Origin of the sequence: Aestuariivirga sp., assembly GCF_046093005.1 — a bacterium.
In the GTDB taxonomy this organism is placed as follows: Bacteria; Pseudomonadota; Alphaproteobacteria; order Rhizobiales; family Aestuariivirgaceae; genus Aestuariivirga.
Genome location: NZ_JBJTER010000201.1, coordinates 1 through 18,716 on the forward strand (window position 1 = coordinate 1; position 18,716 = coordinate 18,716).

General features: G+C 64.7%; 19 protein-coding genes and 1 pseudogene. 6 read left to right on the top strand and 14 right to left on the bottom strand.

The window, feature by feature from the left end; translation table 11 throughout:
• Nucleotides 1-142: 142 nt before the first annotated feature.
• Nucleotides 143-367 (top strand): annotated as a pseudogene (locus ACKOED_RS16980) (DUF1269 domain-containing protein); the annotation flags it as partial.
• Nucleotides 368-504: 137 nt separating this feature from the next.
• On the opposite strand, the gene ACKOED_RS16985 reads toward ACKOED_RS16980, so the two are convergent.
• The 14 genes from ACKOED_RS16985 to ACKOED_RS17050 all read right to left on the bottom strand — a co-directional run bounded on the left by ACKOED_RS16985 (nucleotide 505) and on the right by ACKOED_RS17050 (nucleotide 12,156).
• A complete protein-coding gene (locus ACKOED_RS16985) occupies nucleotides 505-909 on the bottom strand; it encodes a hypothetical protein (protein WP_408917812.1) in 405 nt (134 codons plus the stop codon).
• 1 nt (nucleotide 910) lies between these two features.
• Nucleotides 911-1,429: a chemotaxis protein CheD gene (locus ACKOED_RS16990; RefSeq protein ID WP_408917813.1), complete on the bottom strand. Its 519-nt coding sequence runs from the start codon at nucleotides 1,427-1,429 to the stop codon at nucleotides 911-913.
• A gap of 10 nt (nucleotides 1,430-1,439) precedes the next feature.
• On the bottom strand, nucleotides 1,440-1,829 hold the full coding sequence (locus tag ACKOED_RS16995; RefSeq protein WP_408917814.1) for a response regulator: 390 nt from the start codon (nucleotides 1,827-1,829) through the stop codon (nucleotides 1,440-1,442).
• Nucleotides 1,830-1,840: 11 nt separating this feature from the next.
• Nucleotides 1,841-2,869 (bottom strand): chemotaxis response regulator protein-glutamate methylesterase, encoded by a 1,029-nt coding sequence (locus tag ACKOED_RS17000; RefSeq protein ID WP_408917815.1) that lies wholly within the window; start codon nucleotides 2,867-2,869, stop codon nucleotides 1,841-1,843.
• Entirely contained in the window at nucleotides 2,866-3,756 is an 891-nt protein-coding gene (locus ACKOED_RS17005; protein WP_408917816.1) for a CheR family methyltransferase, read from the bottom strand. The genes ACKOED_RS17000 and ACKOED_RS17005 overlap by 4 nt, the downstream gene beginning before the upstream one ends.
• Entirely contained in the window at nucleotides 3,753-4,220 is a 468-nt protein-coding gene (locus ACKOED_RS17010; protein WP_408917817.1) for a chemotaxis protein CheW, read from the bottom strand. The genes ACKOED_RS17005 and ACKOED_RS17010 overlap by 4 nt, the downstream gene beginning before the upstream one ends.
• 3 nt (nucleotides 4,221-4,223) lie before the next feature.
• The gene (locus ACKOED_RS17015; protein ID WP_408917818.1) at nucleotides 4,224-6,368 is read right to left on the bottom strand and encodes a chemotaxis protein CheA; all 2,145 of its coding nucleotides are present in this window, start codon (nucleotides 6,366-6,368) and stop codon (nucleotides 4,224-4,226) included.
• A 12-nt stretch (nucleotides 6,369-6,380) separates the two neighbouring features.
• Nucleotides 6,381-6,746 (bottom strand): response regulator, encoded by a 366-nt coding sequence (locus ACKOED_RS17020; protein ID WP_408917819.1) that lies wholly within the window; start codon nucleotides 6,744-6,746, stop codon nucleotides 6,381-6,383.
• Entirely contained in the window at nucleotides 6,743-7,039 is a 297-nt protein-coding gene (locus ACKOED_RS17025) for an STAS domain-containing protein (RefSeq protein ID WP_408917820.1), read from the bottom strand. The genes ACKOED_RS17020 and ACKOED_RS17025 overlap by 4 nt, the downstream gene beginning before the upstream one ends.
• Nucleotides 7,040-7,259: 220 nt before the next feature.
• Entirely contained in the window at nucleotides 7,260-7,793 is a 534-nt protein-coding gene (locus ACKOED_RS17030) for a hemerythrin domain-containing protein (RefSeq protein ID WP_408917821.1), read from the bottom strand.
• 68 nt (nucleotides 7,794-7,861) lie between these two features.
• Nucleotides 7,862-8,782 carry a sugar kinase gene (locus tag ACKOED_RS17035; RefSeq protein WP_408917822.1) on the bottom strand — a complete coding sequence of 307 codons (921 nt, stop codon included), beginning with the start codon at nucleotides 8,780-8,782 and terminating at the stop codon, nucleotides 7,862-7,864.
• 5 nt (nucleotides 8,783-8,787) lie between these two features.
• Nucleotides 8,788-9,612 carry an ATP-binding cassette domain-containing protein gene (locus ACKOED_RS17040; protein ID WP_408917823.1) on the bottom strand — a complete coding sequence of 275 codons (825 nt, stop codon included), beginning with the start codon at nucleotides 9,610-9,612 and terminating at the stop codon, nucleotides 8,788-8,790.
• Between the two features lie 13 nt (nucleotides 9,613-9,625).
• Entirely contained in the window at nucleotides 9,626-10,972 is a 1,347-nt protein-coding gene (locus ACKOED_RS17045; RefSeq protein WP_408917824.1) for a sugar ABC transporter permease, read from the bottom strand.
• Between the two features lie 137 nt (nucleotides 10,973-11,109).
• Nucleotides 11,110-12,156: a substrate-binding domain-containing protein gene (locus tag ACKOED_RS17050; RefSeq protein WP_408917825.1), complete on the bottom strand. Its 1,047-nt coding sequence runs from the start codon at nucleotides 12,154-12,156 to the stop codon at nucleotides 11,110-11,112.
• A gap of 213 nt (nucleotides 12,157-12,369) precedes the next feature.
• Here ACKOED_RS17050 and ACKOED_RS17055 point away from each other — a divergent pair, with 213 nt between their 5' ends.
• The 5 genes from ACKOED_RS17055 (at nucleotide 12,370) to ACKOED_RS17075 (ending at nucleotide 18,710) form a co-directional block, all read left to right on the top strand.
• Nucleotides 12,370-13,629: an ROK family protein gene (locus tag ACKOED_RS17055; protein WP_408917826.1), complete on the top strand. Its 1,260-nt coding sequence runs from the start codon at nucleotides 12,370-12,372 to the stop codon at nucleotides 13,627-13,629.
• The gene (locus tag ACKOED_RS17060; protein ID WP_408917827.1) at nucleotides 13,626-14,957 is read left to right on the top strand and encodes a vanadium-dependent haloperoxidase; all 1,332 of its coding nucleotides are present in this window, start codon (nucleotides 13,626-13,628) and stop codon (nucleotides 14,955-14,957) included. Before ACKOED_RS17055 ends, ACKOED_RS17060 begins: the two co-directional genes overlap by 4 nt.
• Nucleotides 14,954-16,555: a CRTAC1 family protein gene (locus tag ACKOED_RS17065; protein ID WP_408917828.1), complete on the top strand. Its 1,602-nt coding sequence runs from the start codon at nucleotides 14,954-14,956 to the stop codon at nucleotides 16,553-16,555. The genes ACKOED_RS17060 and ACKOED_RS17065 overlap by 4 nt, the downstream gene beginning before the upstream one ends.
• Nucleotides 16,556-16,623: 68 nt before the next feature.
• Nucleotides 16,624-17,817, top strand: coding sequence for an ABC transporter substrate-binding protein (locus tag ACKOED_RS17070; RefSeq protein WP_408917829.1), 1,194 nt, complete (start codon nucleotides 16,624-16,626; stop codon nucleotides 17,815-17,817).
• A 104-nt stretch (nucleotides 17,818-17,921) separates the two neighbouring features.
• Nucleotides 17,922-18,710, top strand: a complete 789-nt coding sequence (locus tag ACKOED_RS17075) for a hypothetical protein (RefSeq protein ID WP_408917830.1) — start codon at nucleotides 17,922-17,924, stop codon at nucleotides 18,708-18,710.
• Nucleotides 18,711-18,716 lie beyond the last annotated feature (6 nt).

The following is an 18,716-nucleotide window of genomic DNA, read 5'->3' on the forward strand; positions in this document are numbered from 1 at the left end:
GGCCAGGACCCGGACCCTGAGATCGAGTGACAGCGCTTTCGACATGACTGCCGGCCTCCAAACCCGGCAGACAGTGTGAATCATTTTCTCGCTGATTTGGGAATCCCAAAAAGATTCATTCAGATAGGGTGCCGCTCTAACGGATTTCGGCATCAAGGATGATTTCATGAAGGGCGTGGCGGCGGCGCTGAAACCCAATGGCGCGGCGCTGTTCCTGCTGGTCAAGAAGATGACCACTGACAAGGTGGTGGCGGGCCTCGGGGAGTTCGGCGGCACGGTGCTGCGCACCTCGCTGGACGAAACCAAGGAAAAGGAGCTGCGCGAGGCGCTCGATGCCCATATCAAGGCCAATCCGCCGGCGGCCTAGGCGGATCGCCGCATGCGCGCCATGCCCGGATTTGATTCGGGCATCGTCTTGCCTGAAAGCAAGCAAGACCCCCGGATCAACCCCGAGGATGGCAATACGCAGAAATGGGCTGCCCTTCGTGGCGGCCAGAGGCCCGGTCAATTGTCGGAGAAGAACTCGTAGCTCTCGACCGGCGCCTTGCTGGCAGTGGTGCTGCCCCGGGCCAGCCTTTGCGCGAGACTCGCAAGCTTGAGGCCCGCCGTCGCGGCCTTGCCATCGACTTCCCAATCAGGCGATGACAGCACGGCGGTGTTGGCGGCGAAGGCCGATAGCGCGAGCAGTGTCTGATTGAGGATATCCAGCAGCTGAAGGTTCTGGATGCTTCGGGCATCGAGCACGCCGGCATGACGCTCGATCATGTCATCGACTGTCGCCTCCATGTCAGCCGCCATGAGTTGCAGCGCGCCCAGTTCATGCGCCAGCTGCCTGAGAAGCACCGGCATGGTGAGGTGGGTCGCCCCGCCGGGACCCGGGGCGTGCAAGCGGCGCTCGGCATTTGCCATGTCAGAACAACTCCAGTTCGCCGCCGGATGCCGGCGGTGCGGTGGACGGGATCGGCAAAAGATCTTCGGTGGCCTGGACAATTTTCTGGCGCACCCGCCCGGTGGCTGGCCAGAACTGGATGCGCCGGCCAGCGTCGCCGCCCAGGCTTCCGCCGACAATGGCGATGCCTTCACGCCCAAGAAAGTCCTGCGCAAATTTGATGTTTGCGGCCCCATAGTCGCCGAGACCCCGCATGGTGCGGGCGCCACCGAACAGCTTGGCCTGAAGGCGATGCCGCATCGCGCCTTTGTTAAGCAGGCCGTTGATCAATAGCTCCATCAGATGCACGCCGTGCCTCGTCACCAGCGGCGAGGAGGTGTCCTCGCCCGGCAGCAGGAAATGATTCATGCCGCCGACCCGAGCGACGGGATCGCTGATGCAGGCCGCCACGCACGAACCCAGCAGCGTGGTGATGGAAACATCCGCCGTGCCGCTTACGTGGTATTCGCCTTGCACGATGTTGATACGGTTACTTCTCATGCCCGCCCGCTTACACCAGCTTCCCAGTCACCGCCTCAATGGCGGCCTTCAGCGTGACCGCCGTGAAAGGTTTGGCCAGGAAATTGTTCAGGCCGTATTTTTTTCCTTCTTCGATCATGGCGCGGTCGCCCTTGCCGGTGACGAGAATAAAGCAGCATTGCTTCGTGGGGCCGAACTCACGCAGCGCCTTCAGGAGCTGCAGCCCGTTGAGCTTGGGCATGTTCATGTCTGAAAACACGATGTGGCAGGGGCTGGCCATCATGATCTGGAGCGCCTGTTCCCCATCGCCCGCGAGCACGATGTTCTTGATGCCAATGGCGTTCAGGCTGTCGACAAGGAGCATGCGGCTAACCGACGTGTCGTCGGCCACCATGACCTTCAGATGCTGCATGTAGGGCATGAGATACTCCGCTATGTCCTGCTGGACGTTGCCTCTATGATGACTTCGCCGATCCGGGCGATTGGATGCTGCGAATCGACCGCGCCCAGTTCGACCGCCGCTTTTGGCATGCCGTACACGACTGAAGTCGACTCGTCCTGCGCGATCGTGCGGCCGCCCGCCTCGCGGATCTCAAGCAGGCCATGGGCCCCGTCGCGCCCCATGCCGGTGAGCAGCACACCAACGGCACGGGGCCCGAGCGAGCGGGCCAGGGAAGAGAACAGCCGGTCAACTGCGGGACAATGGCCGTTGACCAGCCCGCCAGGCTTCAGCGCGCAGGCGAAGCTGGTGCGGCCGGCCACCTCAAGATGTAGATCGCCGCCAGGCGCGATGTAGACGGTGCCAGGGGTGAGCGGCGCCCCGACCGTTGCCTCAACGACGCGCGGGGCACACATCTTGTCGAGCCGCGCCGCCAGGTTGCGGGTGAATACCGGCGGCATGTGCTGGGTGATGAGGGTGGGCGGGCAATTGGCCGGAAAGGCGGTGAGCACGGAAATGAGCGCCTCAACGCCGCCAGTGGAGGAGCCGATGCCCACCACCCTGCCGTCCGGCTGGTAGGACCCGTTCACATGCGGCGGCCGCACCGCAGCCTGAATCGTGGGCGCGCGGCGTTTGACCTTGGCGGCGATCTTGATCTTGGCGGGCAGCTGATCAAAGCTGTCGGGGTCGCTCGCGGATGGCTTCACCACGCAATCGACCGCGCCCAGCGCCAGGGCCGCAACCGCGGTGTCGGTGCCCTTGGCGGTCAAGGTCGAGACCATCACCACCGGCATGGGCCTGAGCCGCATGACCTTTTCAAGAAAGGAAAGCCCGTCCATTTCCGGCATCTCGACATCAAGCGTCATCACGTCCGGAGCGAGAAGCTTGATGAGTTCGCGCGCATGCTGGGCCGATTTCGCGGAACCGACCACGTCAATTTCTGGATCATTTTCAAGGACCCGCGACACCAGCTGCCGCATCGTGGGCGAATCGTCGACAACCAAAACCTTGATCTTGCTCATTCTGATGTCCCTCCCCGCTTTCGATAGACCGTTGTCCCATGGACCTTGAAAAGCGCTTCCGCTGGCCCCACCAGGCGCTCGGAATGCCCAAGATAGAGAAAGCCGCCCGGCCGCAGCAGCGAGGCCATGCGGGTCAGCATACGGATCTGGGTCTTCTCGTCGAAATAGATCACAACGTTGCGGCAGAAGATGGCGTCGAAGGGGCCGCGCATGGGCCAAGAGCCGATCAGGTTCAGCGGACGGAAGGTAATGAGTCCGCGCGGGCCATCGTCAAGACGGCTGGAGCCTGGACCAGCTGGTTCGAGCCAGCTGCGGCGCAGGTCGGCGGGCACGCTGGTCAGCTCTTCGGAAGGATAAACGCCGCGGCGCGCTATCTCAAGAACATGCGGATTGATGTCCGTCGCCAGGATCCGGATATTGTAGGCGCGCGCATCGGGGAGCGCGCCAAGAGTGGTGAGCGCGATGGAATAAGGCTCCTGTCCGCTGGAACAGCCAGCCGACCAGACGCGCAGCCTCCCACCCGCCTTGATGTCCTTGATGGCCGGCGCCAGAACATTCTCCCGGAAATGATCGAAGTGATGCGGCTCCCGGAAGAATCGCGTCACGTTGGTGGTGAGGGCGGCGATCATCTGCGCGCGTTCAGAGGCCCCGCTGTCGGAGCCGACCAGAGCGCAGTAGTCGCGGAAATTCTCAAGGCCCAGCGCCCTCAGCCGCTTGGCCAGGCGCGAATAGACCAGATTGGCCTTGGTGGCGGGCAAGTGAATGCCCGCCTCCTCATAAATCGCGGCGGCGATGAACTCGAAATCGCTGTTATCGAACCCAAACTCACCTGCCGCGGCGGGCCGTGGCTCGAGCGCAGCCACTGGCCCCGCAGCACCAGTCTTCATGCGGCTTCAAGCTCCATGGCGGGCAGCACATTGTCGAGTGTGATGACAGAAATCATCCGGCCATCCATGGCGATAACACCGCGCACGAACATACGCGCCAGATTGGAGGCAACATCCGGCGTCGGCTGGATGCTCGAGTCCTCAACCGAGAGAATATCCGACACCGCTTCGACGAGCAGGCCCGCAGCCCGGTCGCCCACCTGGGCGACGATGATGACATGGCGGGCGGTTGGCTCGGCGCCTGGCAGCCCCAGCCTGGCGCCGAGATCGACGATGGGCAGCACCACGCCGCGCAGGTTGATAACGCCGCGGATATAGGAAGGCGCGCGCGGAATGGTGGTGGCCGGCGTCCAGCCGCGGATTTCGCGCACCGACATGATGTTGATGCAGAACTCCAGGCCGCCAGAACGAAAGGCCACGAACTCCGCTTCACGGGCAAGGTCGGTTGGGGATTTCTCGATCATGAATCAGCTCGCTCTTGCAAAGGGTACTTCAGATGGATTCCAGTCATGATGGCGTGAGCCAACCAGCGCATCGACATCGAGGATCATCGCGACGCGCCCGTCGCCCAGGATGGTGGCGGCGGCGATGCCTTCGACACGCTTGTAGTTGGTCTCGAGGCTCTTGATCACCACCTGGCGCTGGTCCTGGATATTGTCGACGAGCAGCGCGCTGCGGCTGCCGTTGGCGGTTTCGATCAGGATGGCGACGCCTGACCTGACCTCCGTCGCGGGCGGCCGGACGCCGAGCTCGGCGCCGACATCGATCAGCGGCACCAGCACATCGCGCACGCGCAGCACGAATGAATGATCGCCAACGTAGTGAATGCGCGACTGCTCATGCTTCACGGTCTCGACGATGGCGGTCAGCGGGATCACATAGGTTTGTTCATCTACCGTGACGACGATGCCGTCAAGCACCGCGAGGGTGAGCGGCAGGCTAAGGGTGAAGGTCGAGCCCTGCCCCGGCGATGAGGCGATCGAGATGCGGCCGCCCAGCGCCTGAATCGACCGCTTGACGACATCCATGCCAACGCCGCGGCCGGAAATGCTGGAGATGGACTGGGCCGTGGAGAAGCCCGGGAGAAACAGAAGATTGTCAATCTCGCTGTCGTTGAGCTGCGAATCCGGTGGCACCAGCCCGTTGGAGATGGCTTTCTGCAGCACGCGTGGACGGTCGATACCGGCGCCGTCGTCGCTCACCTCGATGATGACGCGGCCCGAACGGTGCGCCGCGGCAAGCCGGACGGTGCCCTCCGGAGTCTTGCCGGCGGCAGCCCGCTGGTCAGGCGTTTCGAGGCCATGGTCGACAGCGTTGCGTATCATGTGGGTCAGCGGATCGGCGAGCAGCTCCACCACCGTCTTGTCGACCTCCGTGGCCTCGCCGTCGGTGCGCAGGCGGACATCCTTGCCGGTGGCGTCCGCCACTTCGCGCACAATGCGCGACATGCGCTGGAACAGCGGCCTGACCGGCTGGGCGCGAATCGCCATGACGCTTTCCTGGATCTCGCGGGTGAGGCGCTCCAATTCCTCAAGGCTGCTGGTCACCTCGCGGTCGCGGACATGGCTGGAATGAAGAACGCGCTGGGTGAGCATCGCCTGGTTGATGACCAGCTCGCCCACCAGATTGATCAACCGGTCGACGCGGTCGAGATCGACGCGGATCGTCGGCTGCACGGCTGTCTTCGCGGGCGTGGCCTTGGCTTGCGGCGCCTGATCGGGCTCCACCGCCGCGAGCGGCGCTGCAGCAGCGGGAAGATCGGAGACCGCGTTCAGCTTTTCTTCCTTCGGCTTCTTGGTGGCGGCGATCTTGTCTGGCTGGACTTGCGCGGCGGAAGGCTCGCCAAACCCAGCTGCTGCGCCGGGCGCGATCGAAAGGTCACAGTCGCCGTCGACGAAGTCGAAGACTTCCCTGACGTCGGCCATGCCGCTCGGGGTTTCGATGCGGAGTTCCCAGGAGAGATAGCTGTCTTCCGGCTCGATGGTGTCGAGGAACGGCAGGTTCTTGAGATCGCACTGGCACGTCACCTTGCCAAGGCGCGCCAGCTCACGGAACAAGGCGAGAGGATCGTTGGCTTTGCTGAACAGCTCACGCAACGGCCGGAACTTGATAACAAAGACATTGAGCGGCGGGCCTTCCTCGGCCGGCTCTTCGCCAGTGTCAAAGGACGTGGTGACCGGCGCGAAGTCCACACCCTCGAAGTCATCCTCCCCCGCGTCGCTGGCGGCAGCGCCGATCAGGACATTGAATTCCTCTTCGATGGCAGCATAGTGGGCGGTGTCGGTGACGGCGCCGTCACGGCTGGTGGCGACCAGATCCGCAAGCGCATCCGCAGCCCTCAGGAACAGCTTCATCGCATCGGTGTCCGGCGTCAGCGCCCCGGAACGCACCTTGTCGAGCGCCGTTTCGAAGACATGCGCGAAACTCACCAGCGCGTTAAGCTTGAAGGCTCCGGCGCCGCCCTTGATCGAATGCACGGCGCGAAACACCGCGTTGACCAGTTCGGAATCGGAGTTGCCTTCCTGCATACCCATGAGGCCATTCTCAAGGGCGGCGAGCTGCTCCTCGCATTCCTGGAAGAAGGTCAGGCGGATTTCGGCCATCGGGTCCATGAATGGCTCCCGTCAGGCGGCGACGCGGCGGATGGCGGCGACCAGCTTCACCGGGTCGAAGGGCTTGACGATCCATCCGGTGGCGCCGGCGCGCCGGGCGCGCATCTTCTTGTCGTCGTCGCTCTCGGTGGTGAGAACCAGGATGGGCACGCCCCGGTATTTCGCGTCCTGGCGGACAGCTTCGATGAAGCCGAAGCCGTCCATGCGGGGCATGTTGATGTCGGTGATCACGACCTGCGGCATCTCCTGGCGGAGAACATCGAGGCCATGCAGCCCGTCTTCCGCCTGGATCACGCGGAAGCCGGCATCGGTGAGGGCCATGCGCAGCATGTCGCGCATGGTCCGGGAATCGTCGACAGTCAGGATCGTTGCAGTCATGAGGAAAGTCCTTCGCCCTGGAGAAAGTCCGGCGGGAAGCCGAGGAGATTGGCTGCTTCGAGCAGCGTGGAAGACGCGGAGGCCACATGGAAATCGTGCCCGTCGGATTTCCAGGTCATCCACGCGGAGAGTAGCGCCTGTAGGGCGATCGTTGAGACCCGGGAAACCTCGCCCGCCTCAAGCACCACGGCGGTATTGCGGGCCTTTTTGAGGTCGCGCAGGAGTTCTTCCATGGAGGTCAGATCCAGCGAGGACCTGAGTCTAAGTACGGTGATATCGCAGGATTCGGACATTGAGTCGGTCATCCCGCCAGCAACGGGGCGCCGCGCGGACGCCGAGGCCGGTTGCAAGCGGGCCACGCCCATCCAGTTATGCGAGCAAGCATCATTCCTGTGCCTCCTTCCCGTAGTGCTGTAAGGGGCAAGCTAGGAAGGAAAGTTTGTGCCAAGCTGGAGATAAGCGATCTAAATACTTCGTAAACTATGAATGCTCAACCGGCGCGGGCCGCCAGACTCACCCGGCCTGGCGCCGGTTTTCGCTCATCCGGGCCTGCAACGCCGCCAGATCGTCCGGATTCAGGCGCAGACGGGCGAGCGGCAAGACCAAGGCGTTTTCCCAGAGCATGTGACGCCGGTAGCGCTCGAAAAAACCGCGCAGCATGTAGCCCAGCATGTCCGGATTGTCCGGACGGCCGCCTTGCGCCAGAAGCTCAAGCGCCTCGGAGATTTCGGAGGCAAAGTCATTGTCTGACTCATGTTCGCTGGCCAGCCGTTCGATAACCTTATCGACGCGATCTTCAGGCAAGGCCCGGTTGCGGAGGATGGGAAACAGACAGGCCTCCTCATCGTGATGATGCAGAGGCAGATCGAACTGCAGGCAGGAGGCAACCCGGGCACACAGGCGGCGATCGACCTCGTCGGGCAGGCCATCGGCGATCCGCTCCATGGCATCGCACATCTCGGACTGCAAGGCATGAGCGCTGGCGAGCACATCCAGCGGGTTCCTCGCAAGCGGATTCACGCTCTCTTTGACGCGCGCGTCGGACATGAACTGGCGGCTTTCCTGAAACTCGCAGCCCTTTTCAGGGCGCGGGCCAAAACCGGCCTTGATTCAGATCAATCGCCGGCGGCAAGCGCTGCCTCAACCGCGGGCCGGCGCGGCAGCGGCGCGATGGCGCCATAACCCAGCGTCGAGAGCGCCGCCGCGGCATTAGCGAAGAAGGCGGCTTCGGCAAGCGGCGCGCCACGCGCCAGTTCGGCGAGAAGAGCGCCGGTGAAGGCATCGCCCGCACCCGTGGCGTCGACGGCATCAACCTGGCGGCCCGGCACACGCACGGCGCCCGCCGCCGTCGCAACCAAGGCGCCGTCCTTGCCCAGCGTGACGATCACGGCTTTCGAGCCGAGCGCCAGGAAATGTGTTGCGATGTCCCGCGGCGCCACAAGCCCGATCAGCGCCTGGCAATCCTCCGCTGACGTCTTCAGAACATCGGCCTGCGCCGCCGCGGACTCGATCGGCCCGCGGGCGGCCGCCGCGGTCCACAGCTTCGGGCGGAAATTGGTATCGAAGGAAACCCTGACGCCGTGCGCCCTGGCGATGGCGATGGCAGCGGACACGGTTTCGGCGGCACTGGCACTGATCGCCTGGCTGATGCCGGAGGCGTGCAGGAAGCCGGCGCTGGCGATCAGCGTCTCGTCGAGGTCAGCCGGGGTCATCAGGCTCGCCGCCGAGCCCTTTCGGCGGTAGGTGAAGACATGCCCTTGCGGCCCATGGGTGACGAAATAGAGGCCGGTCGGCGCGGCGGCGTCACGGCGAATGCCCGTCATGGCAATGTCTTCGCGGCGCATGAGCTCGCCTAACTCATCGGCGAAGATGTCGGCGCCGAGCCTCGTGATGTAGGCGCAGCGGCTGCCGAGCCGCGCCGCGGCGATGGCGACGTTCAGCGTGTCGCCGCCGAAGCCCGGGAGAAAATAGCCAGCCGGCTGACGGTTCAGTTCATAGAGCGGCTCGCCGATGGCGACGACGTCGAAGGCCGTCACGGGCGTCAGGCCGCGCCCTGCAGCGCCCCCGGCCCCGGGACGGCGGCAGGCGGGCATTTGCCGGCGATGATCATGCCAAGCACCTCGTCATGGTCGACGTCGCTGGTGCGCGCGGTGCCCACCACACGGCCGTTCTTCATCACGGTGAGGCGGTCAGCGAGATCGAACACGTCATGCAGGTCGTGGCTGATCAGGAAGATGCCGATGCCCTCGGCCTTGAGCTGCTTGATGAGTTCGCCCACCTGCGCCGTTTCCTGCGGGCCGAGCGCGGCGGTCGGCTCGTCCATGATCAGGATGCGGGCGTTGAAATGGATGGCGCGGGCGATGGCCACCGACTGGCGCTGGCCGCCGGACAGCGCCTTCACCGGCTCCTTGAAGCGGCGGAAATTGGGGTTGAGGCGGCCCATCACCTTGCGGCACTCAGCCTCCATCGCGGCGTCGTCGAGCGTGCCAAAGCGGGTGCGCAGCTCGCGCCCGAGATAGAGGTTCGCGGCGGCGTCAACATTATCCGCCAGCGCCAGCGTCTGATAGATGGTTTCGATGCCAAGCGCCTTGGCGTCACGCGGGTTGTTGATCTCGACCTTCTCGCCGTTGATGAACACCTCGCCATGATCGCGCTTGTAGGCGCCGGAGAGAATCTTGATAAGGGTCGACTTTCCGGCGCCGTTGTGGCCGAGCAGGCCCACCACCTCGCCGGGATAGAGATCGACCGAGGCGTGGTCCACCGCCCTGATGCCGCCGAAGGCGATCGAGATGTCGCGCATCTCGATCAGCGGCGGGCCGGCCCGCTCGCCGTGGGCGGGATGCTTGTGTGCTGACCTGGAGCTCATGCGGGTTCTCCCATCATTTCACGGTGCGGCGGTAGACCTGGTCGATCCAGACCGCGAAGACCAGAACGCAGCCCACCACCATGTCCTTGGTGGCGGATTCGAAATTGAGCAACGTCATGCCCGATTGCAGCGACTGCATGACGAGTGCGCCGAGCATCGCGCCATAAATCGTGCCAAGCCCGCCGGCGAGGGACGTGCCGCCGATGACGGCGGCGGCGATCACGTAGAGCTCGTCGAACTGGCCCAGCGCGTTGGTGGCGGAATCGAGCCGCGCCGCGGAAATCGAGGCCGACACAGCCGCCAGCATGCCCATGAGGGTGAATACAAGAACCGTGATCTTGCGGGTGTTGATGCCCGCCAGCTCGGCGGCCTCCGGATTGCCGCCGATGGCGTAGATGTAACGGCCGAACCGCGTGCGGTTGGCGAGGAAGGTCATGCCGATACCGATGCCCAAGGCAATAAGAACGGGGATCGAATAGCCAAAAGCGATGTTGAGTCCCTCCGGGGGCACGGTCACGCCGGTTTGCTGCGCCCAGCGGTCGACAACTCCCTTGGGCCAATAGTAGGAATTGACCATCCAGGTGACGCCGAGCACCGCCAGGCATCCGGCGACGGCAAGAAAATACTCCGCCCAAATCGGCCGAAGCGCAAAATTGAACCTGCGCCGCTGCCGGCGGCCGTTGATGATGAGGGCGATAATCGCAAGGCAGATCAAGATACAGAGTAGCCAGCTCGCGGTGGCGCCGATCGAGCCCGGCGTGATGCCGGAGATGCCGCCGCCGATCAGCTTGAAGTTCTTGTCCATCGGCGCAACCGTCTCGCCGCGGATCACCGACCAGGCGGCGCCGCGCCAGACGATCAGGCCGCCGAGCGTTACGATGAAGGATGGGATGCCGAGATAGGCGATCAGGGTGCCGTGAAAAGCACCGATGGCCCCGCCGAGCGCCAGCCCAAGAAAGAGCGTGACAATCCAGATCGCCGGATGGCCGACGCCCAGAAGCGGCCCCAGCCAATAGACTTGCATGGTGCCGATGCAGACCGCGGTGAAACCGAGGATCGAGCCTACCGAGAGGTCGATATGGCGCATCACGATGATCAGCACCATGCCGGTGGTCATCACCGCGATGGAGGACGTCTGAACCAACAGAATCCAAAGGTTACGGGGCGTGAGGAAGGTTCCACCCAACAGCCCCTCGCCGCCGCGGATGAAGGCGCTGGCGACATCGAAACCGACCCAGATGACCAGCAGGGCGAAAATCATACCCAGCATCCGCGAGTCGATTTCGGTGGCGCGCAGGAAACGCGTCAGCGGCCCTTCCTCGGCCAAGGCCGGAGATTGGTTATTGTCGGTCACAGCCATCGCGAAGCCCCCTCAACGCAAATCGGTTGCCGTGCGCCTATCTTCGCGCATCTTCTCTGGTGAAACGAAAACCGCGCCACCCCATGGGAGTGGCGCGGGCAATGCTGCGTCAAGACATGCCGTTTTTCAACGGCAGATCAATTGCAGGCGGCAACCGAGCCCGCGGCCACGCCGGCGCAGACTTCTTCCTTGGTCACCCAGCCGCCGTCGATGACGTCGTTCAGGTTGTCCTTGGTGATCGGGTTCGGCGCGATCAGCACGGCGTTCACTTCAACGCCCTTGGCGCCGCCGGAGAACTTGCCGACGCCCGGAATTTCGGTCGCGGCCTTGCCATCGGCGATCATGTTGGCGAATTCGGCGGCAGCCTTGCCGAGCACGCGCGAGTCCTTCCACACCGAGACCAGCTGGGTGCCAAGCGCCACGCGGTTCAGCGCGGCCTTGTCGCCGTCCTGGCCGGTGACCGGAACGGTGCCGGCGAGACCCTGGGCCTCGAGAGCGGCAACCACGCCGCCAGCCATGCCGTCATTCTGCGAGATCACGGCATCGACCTTGTTGTTCACCGAGGTCAGGCACTGCTCCATGTTCTTCTGGGCAGCGTCCGGCTTCCAGCCGTCCGTGAAGGTTTCGCAGACATTCTTGATCTTGCCTGCGTCCATGTTGGGCTTCAGCACTTCCATGATGCCTTCAAACAGGAAGGTGGCGTTCGGGTCGCCCTTGTCGCCCTTGATAAAGGCGAAGTCGCCTTCCTGCTTGCCCTTCTCGAGCATGGTCTTGGCCATCAGACGGCCGACGCCCACGTTGTCGAAGGTCACATAGAGCGCGTCGGGATGCTCGACGAGCACGTCATAGGAGATCATCTTGACGCCGGCATCAGCCGCGGCCTGGAAGGCCGGGAGGATGGCGTCGGAGTCGAAGGCGACGACCAGAATGACGTTGCAGCCCTGGGTGATCAGGCCCTCGATGTCAGCCTGCTGCTTGGCGGCAGAGCCTTGCGCGTCAGCCGAGAAGTACTTGTTGCCAGCCGCCTCCACGACAGCCTTGATAGCCGCCTCGTCGGTCTTCCAGCGCTCTTCCTGGAAGGTCTTCCAGGACACGCAGATGTTCTTGCCCGCGGCTTCCGCCGACAGGGTGGACAGGCCGAGCACCAGCGCACCCGCCGCCATGGTCATGATCTTGCGAAACATATAGGGTCCTCCTCCAAGCCTGAGCGGTTTCCATGAGACGCCTCCCTGAGGCGGCTTGACGCCACCGCACGGAAACCCCCGGCTCTGGACGATCGATTGTTTTATTTCGGCGTCTAAAAAAATGTTGCAGCAAAGCGCCAGCCGAGTCAACATGAGAACAAAATAAATTTGTTTTGCGGTGCAGCAGATTTTGTTGCGCTGCGAAAGGATGGCATGCGGGAAAAGGCGGACAGCGATCTGGTGCGGCGGCAGAACCGTCTTCTGCTGATCGAGGCGCTGCGTCAGCATGGGCCGCTGGCGCGCGTCGAACTCGGCCGCCAGACCGGGCTGTCGCCCGCCTCGATCACCTCGATCTCTTCGCAACTCATCGCCGACGGCATCCTGGAGGAGGCAGGCGAGCCGCAGGCGCCGGCTGAGAACCTACACCGCCGCGGCCGGCCGCTGACCCACATCGACATCAACCCGAAATCGACGCATGTGGTCGCGGTCAAGCTATCGATCGACGGCATTGAACTGGCATTGGCCGACGGCCGCGGCCAGGTGACGGCCAGGCGCAGGGCGCGCACCGCCACCTATGATGCTGACCCCAAGGCCTTCGGACGGCTGGTGGCGGATGAGATCGCCGCCCTGCTCGCCAAAGCGCAAGTGCCCGCAGGCCGCGTGGCCCGCATCGGCATCGCGGTGCAGGGTGTCGCCGATTCACGGCTGGGCACGGTGGTGTGGAGCCCCGCCTTCCGGAGCCGCAACATCGCGGTATCGGCGATCATCCAGGACCGCCTCGGCATTGCCTGCAGCATGGCCAATGACGCCAACATGATGGCCGAGGGCCTGATCGGCGCCGACCGCGCCCGCTATGGCGGAACCGCGGCGGTGGTGTTCATCGGCTATGGCGTGGGCATGGGGCTGATCGTCAACGGGCAGGTCTATCACGGGCCCACCGGCGCCGCCGCCGAATTCGGCCACATGAACCACCTGCCGGACGGACCCTTGTGCCGCTGCGGGCGGCGCGGCTGTGTCGAGGCCTATGCGGCGGACTACAGCCTGCTGCGCTGGGCCTCCGGCGAGGCAGCCACGCGCCCACCATCTTTCAACGCCATCCCGGAAGCCGAAATGCTGTCACTGGAAGCAGCCGCCGGACGCGGTGAGCCGATGGCCCGCGACGCCTATGCCAAGGCCGGAGAGGCGCTGGGCTTCGGATTGGCCCGTCTCATCGCCCTTCTCACGCCGTCGCGCATCGTGCTGGCGGGGCCGGGCACCCGGGCCATGCCGCTGATCATGCCGGGCCTCGAGCGCGCACTGGCCGACGGCGTGGTCGAGGAGTTGCGCCGCAATGTCGAGATCGAAGTGGTGCCGATCGATACCGATATGATTATCACCGGCACCATCGCCCTGGCGCTGCGCCATGTCGACCGCGAGGTCTTCGCCCATGGCCCGCCGGCGCGGCGGGCCCGGGAACTGGAGGAAATCGCATGATCCTCTCACGCCGGACCATGCTGCGGGCCACCGCTGCCGCGGCAGCCTGGGCATCCTGGCGCCCTGCTGCTTCCGCACAGCAAGCCGATGCCGAAGCAGGGGATATTCTCCGCCAATGGTATCGGCTTGTGCTGCGGCTGGTCCGCCACACGCCCACCTATTCGCCGCCGGTGGCCAGCCGGTCCTTCGCCTATCTCGGTGTCGCCGCCTATCAGGCGGTGGCATCCGGCTCAACCTCGCTGGTCTCGCTCGAGGGCCAGCTCAACGCCTTGTCAGGTCTGCCGGGACGCAAGGCGGGTGAACGCTACAATGACCAGGTGATCATCCACTGTGTGATGGCTTCGGCGGTGAAGGCGTTCTTCGGCAACACCGGGCCCACCGGGCAGCGGGTGATGGCGGCGGCCGAAAAGAAATTCAAAGCCGAGGCGCTGGCCGGCGTGCCCGAAGATGTGACGGCGCGGAGCCTGGCCTATGGCGAGGAGCTGACCGCCGCCATACTCGCCTGGTCAGCGGGCGACGGTGGCGCGGTGATCGAGAACATGGGCTTTCCGCTCGATTATGCGCTGGCCAAGGCGCCCGGCAGCTGGGTTCCCACCAGCGCCATCCGCCAGCAGCAGTTTCCACTGCTGCCGGGCTGGGGCAACAACCGCAGCTTCGCCATGCCGAATGGCGCCTCCTGCCCGCTGCCGCCACCGCCCGCCTATAGCGAGGACCCTTCTTCCGCCTTCTTCAAGGAAGCGCTGGAGGTCTACCGGACGGTGAAGAACCTGACGCCGGAACAGGAAAAGATCGCGCGCTTCTGGTCGGACGATCCGATGCTGTCGCCCACTCCGCCCGGACACTGGATGGCGATCGCGCTCGATATCCTGTCCGGCGAGAACGCCAGCCTCGACAAGTCGGCCGAGGTGCTGATGCGTCTGGGCGTCGCGGTGGCCGACGGCTTCATCGGCTGCTGGAACGCCAAGTATCAATACAATCTGCTGCGGCCGGTCACCTACATCAAGAAGCTGATCGACCCGAAGTGGGAGCCCGTTCTGATCACCCCGCCATTTCCGGAATATCCAAGCGGCCACAGCACGCAGTCGGGTGCGGCAGCGGTGGTGCTGACCGGCCTTTATGGCGGGAACTTCGCCTTTATTGACCGTACCCATGAGCGCGATGGCCTCGCGCCGCGCAAATTTGCGAGCTTCGAGGAGGCAGCGCGGGAAGCCGGCATCTCGCGGCTCTATGGCGGCATTCATTTCCGCGCCGCCATCGAACAAGGCCTCGCGCAGGGCCGCTGCATCGGCCAGCATGCGCTGGCGCTGCGCACCCGGAGTTCCACGTGAGAAGGCGGGCGGTTGCGCTCGCCCTTTCAGCGCTGACGGTCCAGGCATATGCCGCAGAGCCGCCGCTGGTTCCGCGCTTCATTGATGAAACGGCAACGTCCGGCATCGACAGCGTCTATTCAGGCGAGTGGCAATATATGGTGGGCGGCGGGGCCGCGGTGTTCGACTGCAACGATGACGGCTTTCCCGACATGCTGCTGGCGGGTGGCGAGAAGCCGGCGCATTTCTACGTCAACACCGGCAGGCGCGGCGGGCCTTTGTCCTTCGCCAGAAAGCAGAGCGGGCTTGAATTCGACGCCGTCACCGGCGCCTACCCCATCGACATCGACAGCGACGGCATCATGGACGTGGTGGTGCTGCGGGTGGGCGAGAACCTCGTCATGAAAGGCGAGGGCCAGTGCCGCTTCTCGCGGGCCAATGAGGCCTGGGGCTTCAATGGCGGCGATGCCTGGTCCACCGCCTTCGCGGCGATCTGGGAGAAGGGCGCTTCATGGCCCAGCATCGCCATCGGCAATTACATCGACCGCAACGAAGAGCTGGAGCCCTGGGGTTCCTGCACACCGAACTGGCTGCATCGCCCAGTCCCGGGCGGCAAGGGCTTCGCGCCGCCACTGCCGCTGACGCCGAGCTACTGCCCGCTTTCCATGCTGTTCACCGACTGGAGCAATTCGGGCGCTGCCGATCTGCGCGTTTCGAATGACCGGGAATACTACGAGGGCGGGCAGGAGCAGATGTGGCGGGTGCCGCCGGGCAAGCCGCCCACCCTCTATGGCAAGCAGGACGGCTGGCGCTATCTGCGCATCTGGGGCATGGGAATCGCCGGTTATGACCTCGACCATGACGGCTACCAGGAATATTTCCTGACCTCGATGGCCGACAACAAGCTGCAAACCCTGGCCGCTCCGCCCAGGGATGGTTCCCCGCCGAAGCCTTCCTACAAGGATGTCGCCTGGCCGATGGGTGTGACCGCGCACCGGCCTTTCATGGGCGATGATCTGAAGCCGTCCACCGCCTGGCACACGGAGTTTCAGGACGTGAACAACGACGGCCGGGTGGACCTGTTCGTGGCCAAGGGCAATGTCTCCGAGATGCCGGACTTCGCCATGAAGGACCCCAACAATCTTCTTGTGCAGGGGCCAGACGGCAAGTTCGCCGAAATGGCGGACAAGGCTGGTGTGGCCAGCATCGCGCAGGCGCGCGGCGGGGCGGTGGTGGATTTCAACCTCGACGGCCTTGCCGATCTCCTGGTGGTCAACCGCAACAGCAAGGCCGAAATCTGGCGCAACGCCACGCCGGAGGCCGGCAACTGGGTTGCAATCTGGCTAAGCCAGGCCGGGCCCAACCGCGACGCCATCGGCGCCATCGTCGAAGTCAGGACGGACGCCGGTGCGCAACGGCGCGAGATCACCTCCGGCGGCGGCCATGTGTCAGGCCATGCAGGCTGGATTCACGCCGGCATCGGCCCGGCCGACAAGGCGGAACTGCTGGTGCGCTGGCCGGGAGAAGACTGGAGCCCCGCCGTCACCATTCCGGTCAATGGCTTTAGCATCGTCGAAAAATCTGCCCCAGCGGCACGCGCCTGGCACCCCGCCCGATGATCACGGCAAACTGATTTCACTTTCTGGCCATTCTCCTTCACAGCAGGGCCGCCATGGAGCCATCGGCTATGAAATCCGCTCTCACCCGCCGCAGCCTTGCGCAGCTGCTGGCAAGCATGCCGTTTCTGGGCGTGGCGCGGGCTGCGCAGGGCTGGGACGGCATCCTGGCCGAAGCCCGGGGACAGACCGTCTACTTCAACGCCTGGGCGGGCTCACCGCAGATCAACGCCTATATCGCCTGGATGGCCGCGGAGCTGCAGCAGCGCCATGGCATCACGCTCATCCATGTGAAACTGGCCGACACGGCAGAGGCCGTGCGCCGGGTGCGTGACGAGGTGGCGGCGGGCAAGCCGGGCAGCGCCGACCTTATCTGGATCAATGGCGAGAATTTCCGGGTGATGAAAGAAGAGCGGCTGCTGTTTGGCCCGTTCGCCGAAGACCTGCCGAATTTCACGCTGGTGGATACGCGCGGCAAACCCACGACGCGGATTGATTTTGCCGAAGCCACCGAGGGCCTGGAATCGCCCTGGGGCATGGCGCAGCTCACCTTCTTCGCCGATGGCGCGAAGCTCTCAGCGCCGCCACTGTCAATGCTCGAACTTCTCGATCTGGCGCGAAAAAGTCCCGGCCGCGTCAGCTATCCGGCGCCACCGGATTTTCACGGCACCACATTTTTGAAGCAGGCGCTGGTCGAAACCATGGCCTCGCGCGCGCAGCTCGGCGCCAAAATCGGCAAGCAGGATTTTCTTGCTGCGGCACAGCCGCTGTTCAGTTTTCTCGATGCGCTGCACCCCCATCTGTGGCGGCAGGGCAAGCAGTTTCCGCAGTCGCAGGCGCAGGTCACACAGATGGTGGCGGATGGCGAATTGCTGATCGGCCTCACCTTCAACCCCAACGAGCCCGCCAATCTCGTGGCAACGGGAACCCTGCCCGCCACCACCATCGCCTGGCAAAACCGCGGCGGCAGCATCGGCAACACGCATTTTGTGGCGATCCCGGTCAATTCCCGCGCCACGCAGGCCGCGCGGGCTACCGCCAATTTCCTGCTGTCGCCGGAGGCGCAGGCACGCAAGGCGGATCTTGCCGTTTGGGGCGATCCGACAGTGCTCGACCTTGCGAAACTGACACCCGCCGACAAGGCGCTGTTCAAAGGGGGAGAGGCGCCGGGCGCGGTCTCCATGCCGGCAGCCGCCATCCCTGAGCCCCATGGCAGCTGGGTTCCGCTGATCGAGGCGGCATGGCTCGAACGCTACGGCGCCTGACCGCCGCCGGCGGCGCCCTGCCCACAATTGTGCTGTGGGTTCTGCCATTTGTCTTGTCAGTTGCGATGCTGGCCCCGGCGGCGGTGGACGCTGACGGTTGGCACATGCTTTTCAGCCATCCGCAATTATGGCCGGGCCTCCTTCTTTCGGTGTTAACAGGCGGCATCGCCACGCTGCTGGCGCTGGCGATGGCCGTGGTGGTTCTTGCGGGGCTTCCGGCACAGCGGATGGTGCGTGGCCTGGCGGCGGCGGGACTGGCCTTGCCGCATCTGGCCTTCGCGATTGGCTTTGGTTTTCTGATCATGCCCTCGGGCCTGATTGCCCGGCTGGTGGCGGGCGGTGATGCGCCGCCCGGCTGGATCACCGTGCAGGACCCGTGGGGTGTATCGCTGACCGCCGCACTGGCCTTGAAGGAACTCCCCTTCCTGCTCACCGCGGCCGTCGCCGCGCTGGCGCGGGGCGATGCGGCGGGCCGGCTGGCGCAGGAATGCCGCGCCGCCGCCAGCCTCGGCCATGGCGCGGGTTCCGCCTGGCTGCGGATTGTGCTGCCGCAACTGCTGCATGACTTGCGCTGGCCACTGGTGATCGTGTTCGTCTATGGCGCGACGGTGGTGGACATGGCGCTTGTGCTGGGCCCCACCCAGCCGCCGACACTCGCCGTGACGATCTGGCATGCGCTGAACGATGCCGATGCCGCAACCAACCGCATGGGCCTTGCCATGAGCAGCGCGGCGCGGCGCGGCGCGGGGAGGAGAGAAGGTCCCGCGGAGAGGAAAACCCGCTGCCAGGGCCGCGTCAGCGCCAACAGTGTGGCGGCGGCGCCAAGCGGCGCCGCCCGTGGCAGCGTCAGCCGAACGGGCCTGGCACGGCCCCAGCGGGTGGGTGGGGGATAGGGAGCG